Origin of the sequence: Pseudomonas sp. C11, from assembly GCF_034683865.1 — a bacterium.
Classification (GTDB): Bacteria; Pseudomonadota; Gammaproteobacteria; order Pseudomonadales; family Pseudomonadaceae; genus Aquipseudomonas.
This window is the reverse complement of sequence record NZ_JAWIIP010000003.1, coordinates 240919-258349: the sequence shown is the minus strand read 5'-3', so window position 1 is coordinate 258349 and position 17431 is coordinate 240919. Positions and strand designations below refer to the sequence as shown.

Here is a 17431-nt window from a genome sequence, read left to right as displayed (position 1 = left end):
TAAAGTCTGTGGGCAAGAAAAAGCCCGGCAAGCATGGCCGGGCTTTTCATTACAGCGGCACGGAGCAATCAGCCTTCGAGCATCGCCTTGTTGCGTACCGCACCCTTGTCGGCGCTGGTGGCCAGCAGGGCGTAGGCTTTTAGCGCGGTGGACACCTTGCGTGCGCGCGGGGCGACTGGCTTCCAGCCTTTCTTGTCCTGCTCGACGCGGCGGGCGGCCAGTTCGTCGTCGGACACCAGCAGGTTGATGCTGCGGTTGGGAATGTCGATCAGCACTTTGTCGCCGTCCTGCACCAGGCCGATGGCGCCGCCAGCGGCAGCTTCCGGCGAGGCGTGGCCGATGGACAGGCCGCTGGTGCCGCCGGAGAAGCGGCCGTCGGTGAGCAGGGCGCACTGTTTGCCCAGGCCCTTGGATTTCAGGTAGCTGGTCGGGTAGAGCATTTCCTGCATGCCCGGGCCGCCTTTCGGGCCTTCGTAGCGGATGATGACGATGTCGCCCGGCTTCACTTCGTCGGCGAGGATGCCTTTGACGGCGCTGTCCTGGCTTTCGAAGATCTTCGCGTTGCCTTCGAACACGTGGATCGACTCGTCTACGCCGGCGGTTTTCACCACGCAGCCGTCCAGGGCGATGTTGCCGTACAGCACGGCCAGGCCGCCTTCTTTCGAGTAGGCGTGCTCGACCGAGCGGATGCAGCCATTCTCGCGGTCGTCGTCTAGGCTGTCCCAGCGGGTGCTCTGGCTGAACGCGGTCTGGGTCGGGATACCGGCCGGGCCGGCCTTGAAGAAGTGGTGAACGGCTTCGTCCTGGGTCTGGGTGATGTCCCACTGGGCGATGGCGTCGGCCATGCTCGGGCTGTGCACGGTCGGCACGTCGGTGTGCAGCAGGCCGCCACGGGCCAGCTCGCCGAGGATGCTGAAGATGCCGCCAGCGCGGTGCACGTCTTCCATGTGGTACTTCTGGATGTTCGGCGCCACCTTGCACAGTTGCGGCACCTGGCGCGACAGGCGATCGATGTCGCGCAGGTCGAACGGGATCTCGGCTTCCTGGGCGGCGGCCAGCAGGTGCAGGATGGTGTTGGTGGAACCGCCCATGGCGATGTCCAGGGTCATGGCGTTCTCGAACGCCTTGAAGTTGGCAACGTTGCGCGGCAGTACCGAGTCATCGCCTTCGCCGTAATAGCGCTGGCACAGCTCGACAGCCAGACGGCCGGCGCGCAGGAACAGTTGCTCGCGGTCGCTGTGGGTGGCCAGGGTGGAACCGTTGCCCGGCAGCGACAGACCCAGGGCCTCGGTCAGGCAGTTCATCGAGTTGGCGGTGAACATGCCGGAGCACGAGCCGCAGGTCGGGCAGGCGCTGCGCTCGTACTCGGCGACTTTCTCGTCGGAGCAGGAGTCGTCGGCGGCCACCACCATGGCGTCGACCAAGTCCAGGCCGTGGCTGGCCAGCTTGGTCTTGCCGGCTTCCATCGGGCCGCCGGAGACGAACACCACCGGGATGTTCAGGCGCAGGGCGGCCATCAGCATGCCGGGGGTGATCTTGTCGCAGTTGCTGATGCAGACGATGGCGTCGGCGCAGTGGGCGTTGACCATGTATTCCACGGAGTCGGCGATGATCTCGCGGCTCGGCAGGGAATAGAGCATGCCGTCGTGGCCCATGGCGATGCCGTCATCGACCGCGATGGTGTTGAATTCCTTGGCCACGCCGCCGTGCTTCTCGATCTCGCGGGCGACCAGTTGGCCGAGATCCTTCAGGTGCACGTGGCCAGGCACGAACTGGGTGAAGGAGTTGGCGATGGCGATGATCGGCTTCTTGAAGTCTTCGTCCTTCATCCCGGTGGCGCGCCACAGGGCGCGGGCGCCGGCCATGTTGCGGCCGTGGGTGGAGGTTTTCGAGCGGTAATCGGGCATGACGGTTTCCTGCGGCTAATTCGGTTATGTGTGCGGTGAGCAAGGTCGGGGCGGCTGATCGCCGCGTGGGGAGGGCTGCATGACGAGACGGGATCACCACTCGTGCGGCCTGGGCTCACGGGCCCGCCGGGGATGCCAGGCGAGGAATCGGCTGATTCTACGCCCGGCGGGGCTGGAGGGGAAAGGCTGCTAGCCGGGAAGGGCTGGCCAGGTTGTACTGCGGCGCCGAGTCAGAGGCCGTGATTGAGCTTGTGGGTCAGACGTTGGATGGTTTCCACCATTCGTTGCGCGCCGCCCTGAATGCTCTGGATGGCCCGGCCTGCCTCGTGCGCCAGCAAAACTCCCTGATCTACCTTGTCGCAGCTTTGTTGCATGCTGGAGACAGCTTCCTGGGCCAGCTCGTGGTTGCGCCTCACGACCTCGATGATTTCCTCAGTGGCCTGGGCCGTGCGGGAAGCCAGGTTACGTACCTCATCCGCGACCACTGCAAAACCTCGACCCTGCTCGCCAGCGCGAGCAGCCTCGATGGCGGCGTTGAGCGCCAGCAGGTTGGTTTGCTCGGCGATGCCGCGAATGGACTGGACGATGCTGTTGATCATCTCCGATTGCTGACTGACAGCACTCAAGCGCTCGGCGGCATGAGTCAGCCCGCCAGCGATGCCTTGCACCATATCCACCGTACGGCTGACCACCTCGGCACCGCCTTGGGCTTCAGCGTCGGTCTGCAGTGCGCTTTCATAGGCCAGATGAGTCGCTTCGGACTCGGCTTGTTGCTCCATTATTTCGGCTGTGATGTCGGATGCGAATTTGACGATCTTGTAGAGCCGGCCGCGCGTATCGAACACGGGGTTGTAGCTGGCCTCGAGCCAGATCACCTTGCCATCCCGGTTGCGTCGCTGGAAACGACCGCTGCAGTATTCGCCACGGTTGAGCCTTTGCCAGAAATGCTGGTAGTTCGGGCTGGACGTTTCCTCCGGGGCACAGAACAGGCGGTGATGACGGCCGATCACATCCTGCCTTCGGTAGCCCATGACGCTGAGGAAATTGTCGTTGGCGGCTACCACCTCGCCGCCAGGGTTGAACTCGATGACCGCCATCGAGCGGTTGAGAGCCGTGATGATCGCATCGTCCTCGTGCTCGTGAGTCACGCTTGGCGTGATGTTGGTTGCCAGCTTGATGACCTTGGTGACCGCTCCCGTGGCATCGTGCACGGGGTTGTAGGTCGCTTCCAGCCAGACGTCCTGCCCCTGTTTGTCGAGACGCAGGAAACGCTCACGGATGAATTCTCCTCGCGCCAGGCGGGCCCAGAACTGCCGGTACTCGGTGCTCTGTGCCTCCTGCTGTTGGCAGAACATGCGGTGGTGCTGGCCGACGATTTCGTCCAGGCGATAACCCATCGTCTGCAGGAAGTTGTCATTTGCTCCGAGGATCGTTCCGTCGGGTAGGAACTCGATGATGGCCTGTGAGCGATTGAGGGATTCGCGCAATGCCAAGGCTTGGGCCAGCTCTTCCTTGCAGCGGGCCAGTTCTTGTTTCAGAGCGGCGTTGAAGAAGTTCATCGTGTTGGACTCCGGATATTTCACCGGTCAGGCAATGTGGCATGACCGAAGGGTGCGTAAAGGTGTCCCTGTTGAGCGACACTCCCTGGCCGATGGCCTGCCTGTTCAATGTTTTTCCGTCCTGAGGATGTAATTGGCGATCTGTTCCAGCGGAATCTCGCGGCTGACCGCATCGATTTTCTTGGCTTCCTTGGGCATGCCGTAGACCACGCAACTGGCTTCGTCCTGGCCGAGGGTGAAGGCACCGGCTTCGCGCATCTCGCGCAGGCCACGGGCGCCGTCGTCGCCCATGCCGGTCATGATGATGCCGGTGGCGTTGGCGCCAGCAGCGCGCGCGGTGGAGCGAAAGAGCACGTCCACCGAGGGTTTATGGCGGCTGACGGGCGGGCCGTCGACCACTTCGACCATGTACTGCGCGCCGCTGCGTTTGAGCAGCATATGGCGGCCACCGGGCGCGATCAGCGCGCGGCCGGGGATGACCCGGTCGCCGTGCTTGGCTTCGCGCACTTCGATCTGGCACAGAGCATTGAGGCGTTCAGCAAATGCAGCGGTGAAACGCTCCGGCATGTGCTGAACGATGACGATGCCTGGGCACACGCGCGGCAGTGCGGTGAGCACGTACTCCAGCGCCTGGGTGCCGCCGGTGGAGGTGCCGATGGCGACGATGCGCTCGGTGGTGCGGGTCATGGCGCTGGCGGTGCTGGCCGGCAGGATGACGTCGGCATTGAGTTTGGGGGCGGCGGCCACAGGTGGCGGCGCCAGGCGCTTGAGGCGCGCCTGGGAAGCCGCGCGAATGGCGTTGGCCAGCTCTTCGGTGGCCTCCAGCAGAAACTGACGCAGGCCCACCTGCGGCTTGGTAACGATGGCCACGGCGCCGGCGGCCATGGCTTCCATGGTGGTGGCGGCGCCTTTTTCCGTCAGGGTCGAGCAGATCACCACCGGAGTCGGGCGCTCGGCCATCAGCTTCTTCAGGAAGGAAATGCCGTCCATGCGCGGCATCTCCACGTCCAGGACGATCACGTCCGGCCATTCGCGCTGCATCTTGTCCAGGGCGAACAGGGGATCGGCCGCGGTGCCGATCACCTCGATGCCCGAATGTTCGGCCAGACTTCCAGCCAACACCTGACGGACGACAGCGGAGTCGTCGACGATCATCACCTTGATGTTCTTCATGATGGTTGCGCCTCGTAGCGGCGTGCAGCGATCTGCTGTTGAGAGGGGCAGCGCAGGGTGATGTGCCCGCTCCAGATATCGAAAATCAGGTTGCGGTAGCCGTCGCCACCGGCATGTCGCGCGTGGCATTGCAAACCGTGGGCGGCGAGCAGTTGGAGGCCAGCGGCCACATTGGCCTCGCCGATATTCTGCTGGGTCAATGCGCCGAACATGTTGCCACCGCCCAGCAGGCTGATGTGGTAGTCCGCGGCCTGGGTGCCGCTGGCCTGGATTTCCTTGAGCAACAGGTGCAGCGCCTCGTCCGCGTAACGGCCGTCGAGCTGTTGGCCGCGATAGCGGCGGCTGGGCAACATGTAATGGCACATGCCGCCGATGAGTTCATGCGGGTGCCACAGCACCAGCGATACGCACGAGCCCAGCAGTGTGCGGATGCGTGTATGGCGATCGCCGAAGTAGAGCTCTCCTGGTTGCAGGAATATCTCGATGACGCCGTTGGGCTTATGCATGGGGCTTCCGGTAGATCGAGGGGCGCAGTGGTTGCAGCTCGTCGCTGATGCCGTTGAGGCTTTCCGAATGGCTGATGAAGAAATAGCCGCCAGGGCGCAGGCGTGCACTCAGACGCTGCACCACCTGACGCTTGGTCGGCTGGTCGAAGTAGATCATCACGTTGCGCAGGAAGATCACGTCGAACACGCCCACCTCGGGCAAGGCATTGTTGAGGTTGATCTGGCGGAAGCTGATGCGCCGCTTGAGTGCCGGCTCCAGGGTGAACATGCCAGCATGCTGGCCGGTGCCCTGCAGGCAGTGACGGTGCAGCACCTCACGCGGGATCTGACTGGCTTCCTCGATGGGATAGATGCCGCTGCGGGCCTGGTCGAGAATGCGCGTGCTGATGTCCGAGGCGAGGATCTCCCATTGGCGTGCCTTGAGCTGCTCGGCCAGCAGCAGGGCCAGGGTATACGGCTCCTCACCGCTGGAGCAGGCCGCACTCCAGATGCGCAGCGGCTGGCTGCCATTGCGCAGATCGTCCTGCAGGCGCTCGCGCAGAAAATCGAAGTGCTTGGGTTCGCGGAAGAAGTAGGTCTCGTTGGTCGTCAGCAGGTCGACGGCTGTCTGCTGCTCGGCCTTGTCCTTGAGCAGCAACTGGAAATACTCGCCGTAACTGTTCAGCTCGTAGTGGCGCAGGCGCTTGCTCAGTCGCCCGGCGATCAACTGACGCTTGGCGTCGCTCATGGCGATGCCGGCGATCTCGTAGATCATGTCGCGAAACTGCTGGAATTCGCGGTTGCTCAGGCTGGTGGTAGTCATGGCTGGTTGTGCTCCTGGGCTCGGGGCGATTCGAGGGATCCTGCGCCGGTGAGCTGGCGCAGGACGTCAGGCGATGGAGCCGTCATGCTCAGCTCACGAAGCGTGCGAAGCCGCTGCCATGTTCATCGTTATGAGCCGAGGTGCCATGTGCTGGTGCCACGGTCGCCGGCAAAGGGCGTGAGAGAACGTTCGTATTGCTGCGGCTGCCCAGACGGAAGAACTGCATCAGGTTCTGCAGATTGACCGATTGGTTGGTCATCTCCTCGGAGGTAGCCGCCAGTTCTTCGGAGGCAGCGGCATTCTGCTGGGTGATATCGCTGAGCTGGCTCATTGCCGCGCTGATTTGGTGGACTCCCGTGCTTTGTTCTTCCGAGGCGGCGGAGATTTCCTGCACCAGATCGGAGGTCTTGGTGATCGACGGCACCATCTCGTCGAGCAGAGCACCGGCGCGTTCGGCCAGCGACACGCTGCTCTTGGCCACCGCGCTGATTTCCTGTGCGGCGACCTGGCTGCGCTCGGCCAGCTTGCGCACCTCGGCGGCGACCACGGCAAAACCCTTGCCGTGCTCGCCGGCACGGGCGGCTTCGATGGCCGCGTTGAGCGCCAGCAGGTTGGTCTGGTAGGCGATGTCGTCGACGATGCCGATCTTGTCGGCGATGGTTTTCATCGCACGCACGGTTTCCTTGACCGCCTGGCCACCCTCGGCGGCCTCGCGTGCGGCCTTGCTGGCCATGCCGTCGGTGACCTTGGCGTTTTCCGTGTTCTGCGCGATGGAGGCCGACATCTGCTCCATCGCTGCACTGGTTTCCTCCACCGAGGCCGCCTGGCTGGAGGCCGAATGGCTGAGGCTTTGCGCGGTGGCGGAAATTTCCTCCGCGGCGCTGCTGAGCGAGCTGGTGGACTGGTGAACCTGGCCGATGATCTCGGCCAGTTTGCCGACCGTCGCGTTGAGCGATTGCTGCAGTTCGTCCAGATGCCCTTTGTACTGGCCGTTCATGGTGCGGGTCAGATCACCCTCGGCCAGCGCCTTGATCACCGCCATGGCTTCGTTGAGCGGGTTGATGATGGCTTCCAGCGTACCGTTGAAGCCGTTGACGATGCTGCGGTAGTAGCCTTTGTGACGGTTGGCGTCGGCGCGCACGTCGAGCTTGCCTTGCATGGCCGAATCACTGAGCAGGCTGGTGTCTTCGATCAGCGCGATCATGTTGGCGCGCAGTTGCTCGATGGTCTCGTTGATGAATACCTTTTTGCCGGGGAACGTCTCCAGGTGAGCGTCGAGGTTGCCGGCGCCCAGTTCCTGCACGCAGGCGATGGCTTTTTTCTTGACGTTGATATGGCCGGCGACCATCGCATTGATACCGCGGGCAATCTCGGCGTAGCTGCCGGAAAAGCGCGAGGCGTCGATGACCACATCGATATCGCCTTTGTCGTGCTGTTCGGACATGTGGCGCATCTCATCCATCAGGCCGGTGATGTTGCGGCGCAGGGTCTCGATGTTGTCGTTGATGAAGGCTTTCTTGCCAGGCAGTTGTTCCAGCGGCGCCTTGAGGTCGCCTTCGGCGATGGAGCGTACGCAGGCCATGGCCTTTTTCTTCACCTCGATATGGCTGGCCACCAGCGCGTTGATGCCCTGGGCCATCTGGCCGAAGAGGCCCGGCCGCTGGGTACCGAGGGTGGCGTCGATGTCGCCACGGGCGTGCTCGTCGCTGACATGCACCAGATCCTGGCTGAGTCCGCCAAGCTGCTCACCGATCTGCTGCAGTTGTTCCTGAAGCGAGCCTGATACGGCAGGAACCGGCGATGTACTGCTTTCACCGCGTGCGAGCTGCTTCGCGAAGTTGAGCAGAGCTGAGGGCTCGTTGCCCAATTGCTGCTGCAGGCGGTGGTTCAACAGCAGGCACTGCGCGACAACGGCGATCACGGCCACGATGGCAATGGGCATGGCCGCATGGGCTGCCAGATCCGATGCCAGGACAAGACAGGCGAGGGTGGCGGTCGCGCCCAGCGCTGCAAGGCGAATGTTCAGATTCATGGCATGTTGCTCCTTGGTTGGCGGGCAGCGGCGGTACTGCCGTTGTCGAGAATCAGTGCATCAAGTCCATCGGGCAGGCCGCGAAAAAGCAGGGTGCGGTGATCGTTCTGGCGGCTGCCGTTCATCGCCATCTCCTCGGCTCAGGCCGACTCGGCCAGTCCGGCACCGGCGAGCCGGTGCAGCTCGTCGAGTGACAGCACGCGGCCAATGTCGATCAGCACCACCAGGCCGCTGTCGAGCTTGCCCATGCCGATGAGAAAGTCGGTGGGAATGTGGCTGCCGAAGCTGGGCGGTGGCTCGATGTCCTGTGGAGGAATTTCCAGCACGGCATTTACCGCCTCGACGACGATGCCGATGACCTGATCGATACCATCGCGCTGCACCTCCAGAATGACGATGCACGAGCGCCTGCTGACCTGGGTGGCGCCCTGGCCGAAGCGCTGGCGCAGATCCATGATCGGCACCACGCCACCGCGCAGGTTGATCACACCGAGGATGCTCTGCGGCATCAGTGGCACCGGTGTGAGGCGGCCGTATTCGATGATTTCGCGGACGTTGCGGGTGCCGACGGCGAAGACTTCTTCGCCGAGAGTGAACGTCAGGTACTGCTGGGTGGTGTCCGCCACCGCCTGTGGATTGAAGCTGGGCATGTCTCGCTCCTGGGGCACCCCATGGTGCCCGCCTGCGAATGGGGCGTGGTCAGTGCTGGAAGCGGATGAAGCCGCTGCTCAGCGATTCCTGCTCATACCGGTCGCCTGTGGCTTCTGCGCTGTCACGGCTGCGACGCGGCTGCCTGGCGCGTTCCGGGCGGGCGCTGCCGCCTGCGTCGTTGACCTTGAAGTAGTCCATCAACTGCTGCAGTTGCTCGGCCTGACCGCTCATTTCCTCGGCGGTCGCTGCCAGTTCCTCGGAGGCGGAGGCCGATTGCTGGGTGATCTCGCTGAGCTGGTTCATCGCGGCGTTGATCTGCCCGACCCCGGCGCTCTGTTCTTCGGAGGCGGCGGAGATTTCCTGCACCAGGTCGGAGGTCTTGGTGATCGACGGCACCATCTCGTCGAGCAGGGCGCCGGCACGTTCGGCCAGGGACACGCTGTTCTTGGCCACTTCGCTGATTTCCTGGGCGGCGATCTGGCTGCGTTCGGCCAGCTTGCGTACCTCGGCAGCGACCACGGCGAAGCCCTTGCCGTGCTCGCCGGCTCGCGCGGCTTCGATGGCGGCGTTGAGGGCCAGCAGGTTGGTCTGGTAGGCGATGTCGTCGACGATGCCGATCTTGTCGGCGATGGTCTTCATCGCCGCCACGGTGTTCTTGACCGCCTGGCCACCTTCGTCAGCTTCGCGGGCGGCCTTGCTGGCCATGCCATCGGTGACCTTGGCGTTCTCCGTGTTCTGCGCGATGGAGGCGGACATCTGCTCCATCGAGGCGCTGGTTTCCTCGACCGAGGCGGCTTGTTCGGAGGCGCCCTGGCTCATGCTCTGGGCCGTGGAGGAAATCTGCTCGGAAGCACTGGACAGCGAGTCGGCGTTGCTGCGCACCTCGCCGATGATCTGTGCGAGCTTTTCCACCATGCCCTTGATGGCGGCGAGCATGCTGCCGGTGTCGCCAGCCTTGGTCTCGACGTTGACGGTCAGGTCGCCGGCGGCGATGCGCGCCACCATCTCCGCTGCATAGGCCGGCTCACCGCCGAGCTGGCGCAGCAGGTTGCGGGTGATCAGGCCGCCAATCAGCCCGATCACCACCAGTGTGATCAGTGAGACGGTGATGGACACCAGCGTCGCCTGCTGCAGGGTGTCCTGCGCAGCCAGGCTGCCCGTGTCGGCGGCCGTGACGTTGTATTGGAGGTGCGTATTGAGGTCTTCGCTTAGCGGCTCGATGACGTCATGTTGCAGCGCGAGCATGGCATCGCGGGCGGCCTCGTTCTCATTCCTGCGCGACAGAGCCAGTGCGCCGTCAGCGCCTTGCAGAAAGCTGGCGATGCCTTTGCGATCGGCTTCCAGCAGTTGCCCGTCCTTCTCGTCGGACAGCAGCTTGGAGTACTCCTCGATCGCTTGCTGGATGTCGCCTCGGTTGCTCTTGATGCGGGTTTCTATCTCGGCCATCGCCGCATCGTTGGTGGTCAGGATATGGCTATAGAGCAACTGGATCTGTACGTTGATGGCGCTGCGCACCTTGTTCAGGGCGACGATGCTGGGCACCGAGTTGATGTTGCCGTAGTTGGCGGCGGTGAAGACCTGGTTCATCTGCTGATAGCTCAGGCCGGACAACAGCAGGATGCCGAACAGGGCAGACAGAACCAGAAGAATCATCTTTTTACTGATGGTCATTTGCGTGCTCCGGCGCGCTCGCGCGCATTGCATGGAAAGAGGGGGTTTGACCTGCCATGTCAGCGATCTGGCTGATCGACAGCACTTGCTCCATGCGCAGCAGGGTGAGGAATTGCTGATCCAGGCGGGCAATGTCCTCGATGAACTCGCCGCGGATGCGGCTGCCGAATGCGGGGGCCTGGCGGATGGCCTCGGGCTCGATTTCGACGACGGCGTTGACCGCATCGACCAGCGCACCGATCAGGTGGGTTTCCTCTTCGTCGAGGATCTCCACGATGACGATGCAGGTGCGCGCACCCAGTGCGGTTCGGCCATGGCCGAAGCGTTCGGCCAGGTCGATGATCGGCACGATGGCCCCGCGCAGGTTGATCACGCCGCGCACCAGGCTGGGCATCATCGGTACCAGGGTGATCTGGTCGAACTCGAGGATCTCGCGTACGTAGCGAGTCGCCACGCCGTAGGGATCGTCGCCGACGCGGAACGTCAGGTACTGCCGTTGCTGCTCGTGATTGATCAAGGCGTTGATATCGATGCTCATGACTCAGCTCCCGAAGCGGATGAATCCGCTTTCCTGATCGTCGGCCCTTTTCGGCAGGGCGCTGCGTGCAGCGGGTGTGGCGCGCACGGCGCTGTGGCTGCTGCCTTGACTGGCCAGTTGGAAGAACTGCATCAGACTCTGCAGATTGACCGATTGGCTGGTCATTTCCTCGGAGGTGGCGGCCAGCTCCTCGGAGGCGGCAGCGTTTTGCTGGGTGATGTCGCTGAGCTGGGTCATGGCCGCGCTGATCTGGTTGACGCCGGTGTTCTGCTCCTCGGACGCCGCAGCGATTTCCTGTACCAGGTCAGAGGTCTTGGCGATCGACGGCAGCATGTGATCGAGCAGGCTGCCGGCGCGTTCGGCCAGGGAGACGCTGCTCTTGGCCACTGCGCTGATTTCCTGGGCCGCCACCTGGCTGCGTTCGGCCAGCTTGCGCACCTCGGCGGCGACTACGGCGAAGCCCTTGCCATGCTCGCCAGCGCGAGCCGCTTCGATGGCCGCGTTGAGTGCCAGCAGGTTGGTCTGGTAGGCGATGTCGTCGACGATGCCGATCTTGTCGGCGATGGTCTTCATCGCCGCCACGGTATCGCGCACCGCCTGGCCACCTTCGCTGGCCTCGCAGGACGCCTTGCCGGCCATGCCGTCGGTAATCTTGGCGTTTTCCGTGTTCTGCGCGATGGAGGCCGACATCTGCTCCATTGCCGCGCTGGTTTCTTCGACCGATGCCGCCTGGCTGGAGGCTGCCTGGCTGAGGCTCTGGGCCGTGGCGGAAATTTCCTCGGCGGCGCTGCTGAGCGTACTGGTGGATAGCTGCACCTGACCGATGACATCGGCCAGTTTGTGCACCGTGGTATTGAGCGACTGCTGCAGTTCCTCCAGATGTCCCTTGTGCTGTCCGCTCATGGTACGCGTCAGGTCGCCTTCGGCGAGCCCGGCGATCACGCTCATGGCTTCGCGCAGGGGGCGGATGATGGTTTCCAGCGTGTCATTGATGCCCTCGACGATGCGGCGGAAGTCCCCCTGATGGCAACTGGCATCGGCCCGGGTGTCGAGGCGCCCTTCGAGCGCGGCCTGGCTGAGCATCTGGGTATCTTCGATCAGGGCCTGAACGTTACGCCGCAGAGCCTCGATGTTGTCATTGATGAACGCCTTCTTGCCGGGGAACTGCTCCAGCGGCGCAGCCAGGTCGCCCTCGCTGAAGGCTTTGATGCAGGCCATGGCCTTCTTCTTCACGCTGATATGGCCGGCGACCATGGCATTGATGCCACGGGCGATCTCGGCGTAGCTGCCGGAAAATCGCGAGGCGTCGATGGCCACATCGATATCGCCTTTGTCGTGCTCCTCGGCCATGTGATGCATTTCGTCCATCAGGCTGGTGAGGGTGCCGCGCAGGGTTTCGACGATGTCGTTGATGAAGGCTTTCTTGCCGGGGAACTGTTCCAGCGGTGCGGTCAGGTCGCCTTCGCCGAAGGCCTTGATGCAGGCCATGGCCTTCTTCTTCACGCTGATATGGCCGGCGACCATGGCGTTGATGCCGTGGGCGATTTCGGCGTAGCTACCCTGGAAGCGCGAGGCATCGATGGTCACATCGATATCGCCCTTGTCGTGCTCCTCGGACATGTGGCGCATCTCGCTCATCAGGTTGGTGAGGTTTCTGCGCAGGGTCTCGATGATCTCGTTGATGAAGACTTTCTTGCCTGGGAACTGTTCCAGCGAGGCGTTGAGGTCGCCCTCGCCGATGGCCTTGACGCAGGCCATGGCCTTCTTCTTCACGCTGATATGGCCGGCGACCATGGCGTTGATGCCGTGTGCGATCTCGGCGTAGCTGCCGGGAAAGCGCGTGGCGTCGATGGCAACGTCGATATCGCCCTTGTCATGGGCTTCTGACATATGGCGCATCTCGCCCATCAGGCCGGTGATGTTACGGCGCAGGGTTTCGATGTTGTCGTTGATGAAGGCCTTCTTGCCGGGGAACTGCTCCAACTGAGCCTTGAGGTCGCCTTCGGCAATCGAGCGCACGCAGGCCATGGCCTTTTTCTTCACCTCGATATGGCTGGCCACCAGGGCGTTGATGCCCTGTGCCACTTCGCCATACAGGCCGGGAAGGCGGGTATCGAGCACCGCATCGATATCGCCGCGAGCGTGTTCGTCGCTGACCTGGCGCAGGTTGCGGGCAAGCCCGTCGAGCTGGCTGCCAATCTGTTGCAGGCGATCTTGCAGCGAACCGGCAGCGGCAATCATCTGCGGTTGGCGGCCAACTTCGCCGCGCGTCAACTGCTCGGCGAAATCGATCAGGGCCTGGGGCTCTGCCCCCAGTTTCTGCAGGCTGAGCTGCAGTAGCAGGCCCTGGACGACTACGGCGATGATGGCCAGGATCGCAATGGGCATGGCTACGCTGGCAGACAGGTTGAAGGCCAGGGCCAACAGGGCGAGGGTAGCCGTCGCGAGCAGCGCCGCGATACGAATGCTGATGTTCATTGCACGGCACTCCTTGACGGACTTGATGAAGCAACGGCTCGGGCGCCGCCGCTTTGCGTGATCTGGGCCAGCAGGCCCGGAATATCGAGGATCAGGGCGACGGCGCCGCTGCCGAGGATGGTGAAGCCGCTCAGCGCCGGCACCTGGCAGAACACCTTGCCCAGCGGTTTGATCACGGTCTGGAATTCGCCGAGCAACTGGTCGACCACCAGCCCGGCGCGTACGCCGGCGTAGCGCACCACCACCACGTTTTCACGCCGTGGTGGCTGGCCCTGGTCATCGAACATCTGGCGCAGGCGAATGAAGGGCAGCACGTCGCCACGCAGGTCGAGGTGCTGCTGGCCGGAGATCTGCTCGCTGGGCAGCTCGATGCATTCCTCGACCATGTCCAGTGGCACCACGTAGCTAGCCTGGCCGACGCCGATGAGGAAGCCATCGATGATCGCCAGGGTCAGCGGCAGGCGGATGCGCACGCAGGTGCCCTGGCCCAGCTTGCTGTCGAGTTCGACGGTACCGCGCAGGGCGGTGATGTTGCGCTTGACCACGTCCATGCCGACGCCACGGCCGGAGAGGTTGCTGATCTGCTCGGCAGTGGAGAAGCCGGGCTCGAAGATCAGATTGAAGATCTCCTTGTCGCTGAGCTGCTGGCCTTCGTTGATCAGGCCGCGCTGAGTGGCCTTGGCCAGGATCTTCTGCGGGTTGAGACCGCCGCCATCGTCGGAGACTTCGATGACGATGCCGCCGGCCTCGTGGTAGGCGTTGAGGCGTACCACGCCCTGCACCGACTTGCCGCTTTCGCGCCGCGCATCGGCCGATTCGATGCCGTGATCCATGGCGTTGCGTACCAGGTGGGTGAGGGGATCGCCGATCTTCTCCACCACGGTCTTGTCCAGCTCGGTGTCGCCGCCGCTGATCTGCAGCACGATGTCCTTGCCCAGCTCCTTGGAGACGTCGCGCACCACGCGCTGGAAGCGGTTGAAGGTAGCGCCGATCTGCACCATGCGCAGGGTCAGGGCGCTGTCGCGAACTTCCTCGACCAGGCGCGAGAGGGTTTCGGCGGACTCGCTCATGTCGGTCAGGCCGCTGCGCTGGGCCAGCATGCGCGTGTTGGCGCCGGCGATGATCAGCTCGCCGACCAGGTTGATCAGTTGATCGAGCTTGGTCGCGTCGACGCGGATCAGGTTGGCATCGTTGCCACTGCGGGCGGCCTCTTTGCCCGAATTGCTGCGCGCCTCCGGGCTGGCCGCCGGTACCTGGGCGCTGCTGTCGACCTGGCTTGTGGCGGCATCGATGAGGGTCGGTGCGCCGGCACTGGCGCTGAGCATTTCAGCGCTCAGGCCGGTGCAGCGCGCCAGGCGTTCGAGTTGTGCCTCGCCTTCGCTGGCGCGCTCGTGCAGCAGCGCCTGGAAGTCGCTCAGGCTGGCGCCGGGTGGCAGCAGGCGGATGCTGCCTTCTTCGCGCACGAACTCGAAGGCGCCTTCGATGGCGCTGGCCTCGGCGTCGCTGGCAAAACTGAGCTCCAGGCCCAGGTAGCAGGTTTCCGCATCCAGCTCGTCGAGCGTGGGCAGGTGGTCGAGCACCGTTTCGATATGCAGCACCTGGCCGAGGGTGCTCAGGTAACGGATGAAGGCCAGCGGATCCATGCCGTTGCGCAGGGTGTCGGGGCCGAAGCGCAGCGACAGGTGCCAGTGCGGGCTGCCACCCGTGGCGCGAATTTCCTGTTCGCTGCTGGCGCATGGTGCAGGCTCTGCGCTGGCCGGTTGCGCCTGCAGGTAGCGGCTCAGAGCGGTGATCAGTTCCTGGCCGTTGGCGGTCACGCTTTCGGGCAACTCCGCCAGGTCGCCGCCGTCAGCCAGATGGCGGATCAGCCCGGCGAGGTGGTCGCCGACCTTGAGCATCAGGGCGATCAGGTCGGCGTCGAGGTGCAGCTCGCCGCCGCGCACGCGGTCAAGCACGCTTTCGGCAACGTGGGTGAAGGCGACGATGCCGTCGAAGCCGAACAGCCCGGACGAGCCCTTGATGGTGTGGGCCGCGCGGAAGATGGCGTTGATCAGCTCGGGATCGTCCGGGTTGTGTTCCACCTGCAGCAGGGCATCTTCCATCTGCAGCAGCAGTTCCTGGCTTTCGGCGATGAAGGTGCCGATGACACTGTCGAGGTTCATCAGTTGACCTCCGGGTCGGTCAGTAAATCGGTCAGCCCGCTCAGGGTGAGCAGTTCGCGCACCACGTTGCTGGCGCCCTGCAGGCGCAGCTCGATGTCCTGGCGGCGTGCCTGCTCGCGGGTGGCCAGCAGCAGTTGCAGGCCGGCGCAGTCGAATTCGTCGATGCCGCTCAGGTCGATTTCGAGAGCGATGGCGCCCTGCAGGGCGACGCTCAGGCGTGGCTTGGTATCGGCAGCGGTGTAGATGCTCAGTGCGCCTTCGAGCGCCAGACGGCGGATCTCATCGGCTGTGGTGGTCGCGTGCATGGCGCACCTCGCGAATCAGGGCAGGATCAGTTTGGAAACGGCGGTGAGCATCTGCGCCGGCTGGAAGGGCTTGACCACCCAGGCCTTGGCACCGGCAGCCTGGCCTTCGCTCTTCTTGGCGTCGCCGGCTTCGGTGGTGAGCATGATCACGGGGGTGAACTTGTAGTTGGGCAGGGTCTTGACGTTCTTCAGGAAGGTGATGCCGTCCATGTTCGGCATGTTCACGTCGCTGATGATCAGGTGCACCTTGCGTCCGTCGAGCTTGGTCAGCGCATCCTTGCCATCGACGCCTTCGATGACGTCGTAGCCGGCGCTTTTCAGGGTCATGCCGACGACCTGGCGAATGGAGGCGGAGTCGTCGACGATGAGAATGGTCTTGGCCATGGGGCATGTCCTCAGAAGAAGGTGATGTCGGAAGCGCTATCGGCGGCGGCGGTGTTGCGGCGACCGTGATGGATGGCGTGCTGCTCGGGCATGGTGTAGGTGTGCGACAGCTCGTTGAGCCAGGTGCGCGCGTCGACCCGTTCGCAGGGTTCGCTCAGGTGGGTGCCCAGACGCTGGATGTCGTCGCGCATGTGGCCGAGCATCTGGCTGACACGATCCTGGAATTGCAGCGCCACCAGCACGTCGGAAATTTCGTCGCCCACGGCCTTGTTCTCCTGATGCAGCACCGTGCCGTGCTCGACCAGGCGAGTGGCGCTGCCGCGCAGGTCGGTGATGAGGTGGTGGATCACCTCGCTGGCACTTTTCAGGGTGTTAGCGTCGCGGTCGGTGTGTTCGTTGGAAACCTGCAGGGTGCGCTCGATGGCCGCGCTGACGGTCTCGATGGTCTCGTCGATGCGCTTGCCAGTGGCTTCCGAAAGGGTGGAAAGCTTGCGCACTTCATCGGCGACGACGGCGAAACCACGGCCGGCCTCGCCAGCCCGTGCGGCTTCGATGGCGGCGTTGAGGGCCAGCAGGTTGGTCTGTTTGGCGACGTCACCGACCTCCTTGGCCATGGTGCGCAGTTGCGTGGTGTAGCCGCTGAGGCTGACCACCTCAGCCAGCAGGGTTTCCTTGCTGCTCAGCGCCTGGCGCAACTGACCGACGATGTCCTCCAGGTCGCTCTCGCTGCTAGCCAGCAGGCTGAGCAGCGATTGTTCGTCATCCTGATTGTCGGTGCTGATCACCGCACTGATGCGCTGAGCCAATTGGGTGAAACGCGCGCTGAGCGATTCGATGGCGGTTTCGGTGTGCTGGCGCGCCGCCTCGATCTGTTGCGACCAGACGGGGGACAGGCCACGGCACAGATCGGCCAGGCCGTCGACATGGCGCTGGGCCTCCTCTGCCTGGCCGTCGCGGATGCCATTCTGGTAAGCCTGCGCAGCCGCTTCGGCCTGTTTGCCGGCCAGGCTGCGCACGCTGGCGTGCACCAGAGCGCCGGGCAGCAGCGCGGCGATCAGCCAATAGGCGCTGGGCAGCATGAGCACCAGCCAGACGAGCAGCAGGCTGCCGAGGCTGGCCAGCGTGGCGGGAAGCCAGGAGATCCGGGGGGCGTTGGTCTGGGTGGTCACGTTGACACTCCATCGAGCAGCGAAGCCGGGCATGGGCGGCCCGTTCTTGGCTATCAGGATGGTGTGTCGGCGTTGGCCAGGGCATCGGTGCATC

General features: G+C 63.9%; 13 protein-coding genes and 3 pseudogenes. All 16 read right to left on the bottom strand.

The genetic code is table 11. The features are described from left to right. Positions 1-68 precede the first annotated feature (68 nt). The 16 genes and pseudogenes from ilvD to VC352_RS07195 all read right to left on the bottom strand — a co-directional run bounded on the left by ilvD (position 69) and on the right by VC352_RS07195 (position 17247). A complete protein-coding gene (gene ilvD, locus VC352_RS07270; protein WP_322978912.1) occupies positions 69-1907 on the bottom strand; it encodes a dihydroxy-acid dehydratase in 1839 nt (612 codons plus the stop codon). A 230-nt stretch (positions 1908-2137) separates the two neighbouring features. Further along, positions 2138-2578, bottom strand: a pseudogene (locus tag VC352_RS25360) (methyl-accepting chemotaxis protein); the annotation flags it as partial. 105 nt (positions 2579-2683) lie between these two features. After that, a pseudogene (locus VC352_RS25355) lies at positions 2684-3466 on the bottom strand (PAS domain-containing protein); the annotation flags it as partial. A 105-nt stretch (positions 3467-3571) separates the two neighbouring features. Beyond that, positions 3572-4639, bottom strand: a complete 1068-nt coding sequence (locus VC352_RS07260) for a chemotaxis response regulator protein-glutamate methylesterase (protein WP_322978910.1) — start codon at positions 4637-4639, stop codon at positions 3572-3574. Continuing rightward, positions 4636-5145, bottom strand: coding sequence for a chemotaxis protein CheD (locus VC352_RS07255; protein WP_322978909.1), 510 nt, complete (start codon positions 5143-5145; stop codon positions 4636-4638). Before VC352_RS07255 ends, VC352_RS07260 begins: the two co-directional genes overlap by 4 nt. Next, positions 5138-5947, bottom strand: coding sequence for a protein-glutamate O-methyltransferase CheR (locus VC352_RS07250; protein ID WP_322978908.1), 810 nt, complete (start codon positions 5945-5947; stop codon positions 5138-5140). Before VC352_RS07250 ends, VC352_RS07255 begins: the two co-directional genes overlap by 8 nt. 88 nt (positions 5948-6035) lie before the next feature. Further along, positions 6036-7688 (bottom strand): annotated as a pseudogene (locus VC352_RS07245) (methyl-accepting chemotaxis protein); the annotation flags it as partial. A gap of 287 nt (positions 7689-7975) precedes the next feature. Next, positions 7976-8104: a hypothetical protein gene (locus VC352_RS07240; protein ID WP_322978906.1), complete on the bottom strand. Its 129-nt coding sequence runs from the start codon at positions 8102-8104 to the stop codon at positions 7976-7978. Positions 8105-8119: 15 nt separating this feature from the next. After that, on the bottom strand, positions 8120-8629 hold the full coding sequence (locus VC352_RS07235; protein ID WP_322978905.1) for a chemotaxis protein CheW: 510 nt from the start codon (positions 8627-8629) through the stop codon (positions 8120-8122). 49 nt (positions 8630-8678) lie between these two features. Further along, a complete protein-coding gene (locus VC352_RS07230) occupies positions 8679-10301 on the bottom strand; it encodes a methyl-accepting chemotaxis protein (protein WP_322978904.1) in 1623 nt (540 codons plus the stop codon). After that, the gene (locus tag VC352_RS07225; RefSeq protein WP_322978903.1) at positions 10288-10839 is read right to left on the bottom strand and encodes a chemotaxis protein CheW; all 552 of its coding nucleotides are present in this window, start codon (positions 10837-10839) and stop codon (positions 10288-10290) included. Before VC352_RS07225 ends, VC352_RS07230 begins: the two co-directional genes overlap by 14 nt. A gap of 3 nt (positions 10840-10842) precedes the next feature. After that, positions 10843-12960, bottom strand: a complete 2118-nt coding sequence (locus tag VC352_RS25350) for a methyl-accepting chemotaxis protein (protein ID WP_416340116.1) — start codon at positions 12958-12960, stop codon at positions 10843-10845. 353 nt (positions 12961-13313) lie between these two features. Further along, entirely contained in the window at positions 13314-15479 is a 2166-nt protein-coding gene (locus VC352_RS07210) for a chemotaxis protein CheA (protein ID WP_322978902.1), read from the bottom strand. After that, complete coding sequence (locus VC352_RS07205) at positions 15479-15784, bottom strand: STAS domain-containing protein (RefSeq protein ID WP_322978901.1); 306 nt, start codon at positions 15782-15784, stop codon at positions 15479-15481. The genes VC352_RS07210 and VC352_RS07205 overlap by 1 nt, the downstream gene beginning before the upstream one ends. A gap of 15 nt (positions 15785-15799) precedes the next feature. Next, entirely contained in the window at positions 15800-16168 is a 369-nt protein-coding gene (locus VC352_RS07200) for a response regulator (protein WP_061240163.1), read from the bottom strand. Between the two features lie 11 nt (positions 16169-16179). After that, the gene (locus VC352_RS07195) at positions 16180-17247 is read right to left on the bottom strand and encodes a methyl-accepting chemotaxis protein (protein WP_416340115.1); all 1068 of its coding nucleotides are present in this window, start codon (positions 17245-17247) and stop codon (positions 16180-16182) included. Positions 17248-17431 lie beyond the last annotated feature (184 nt).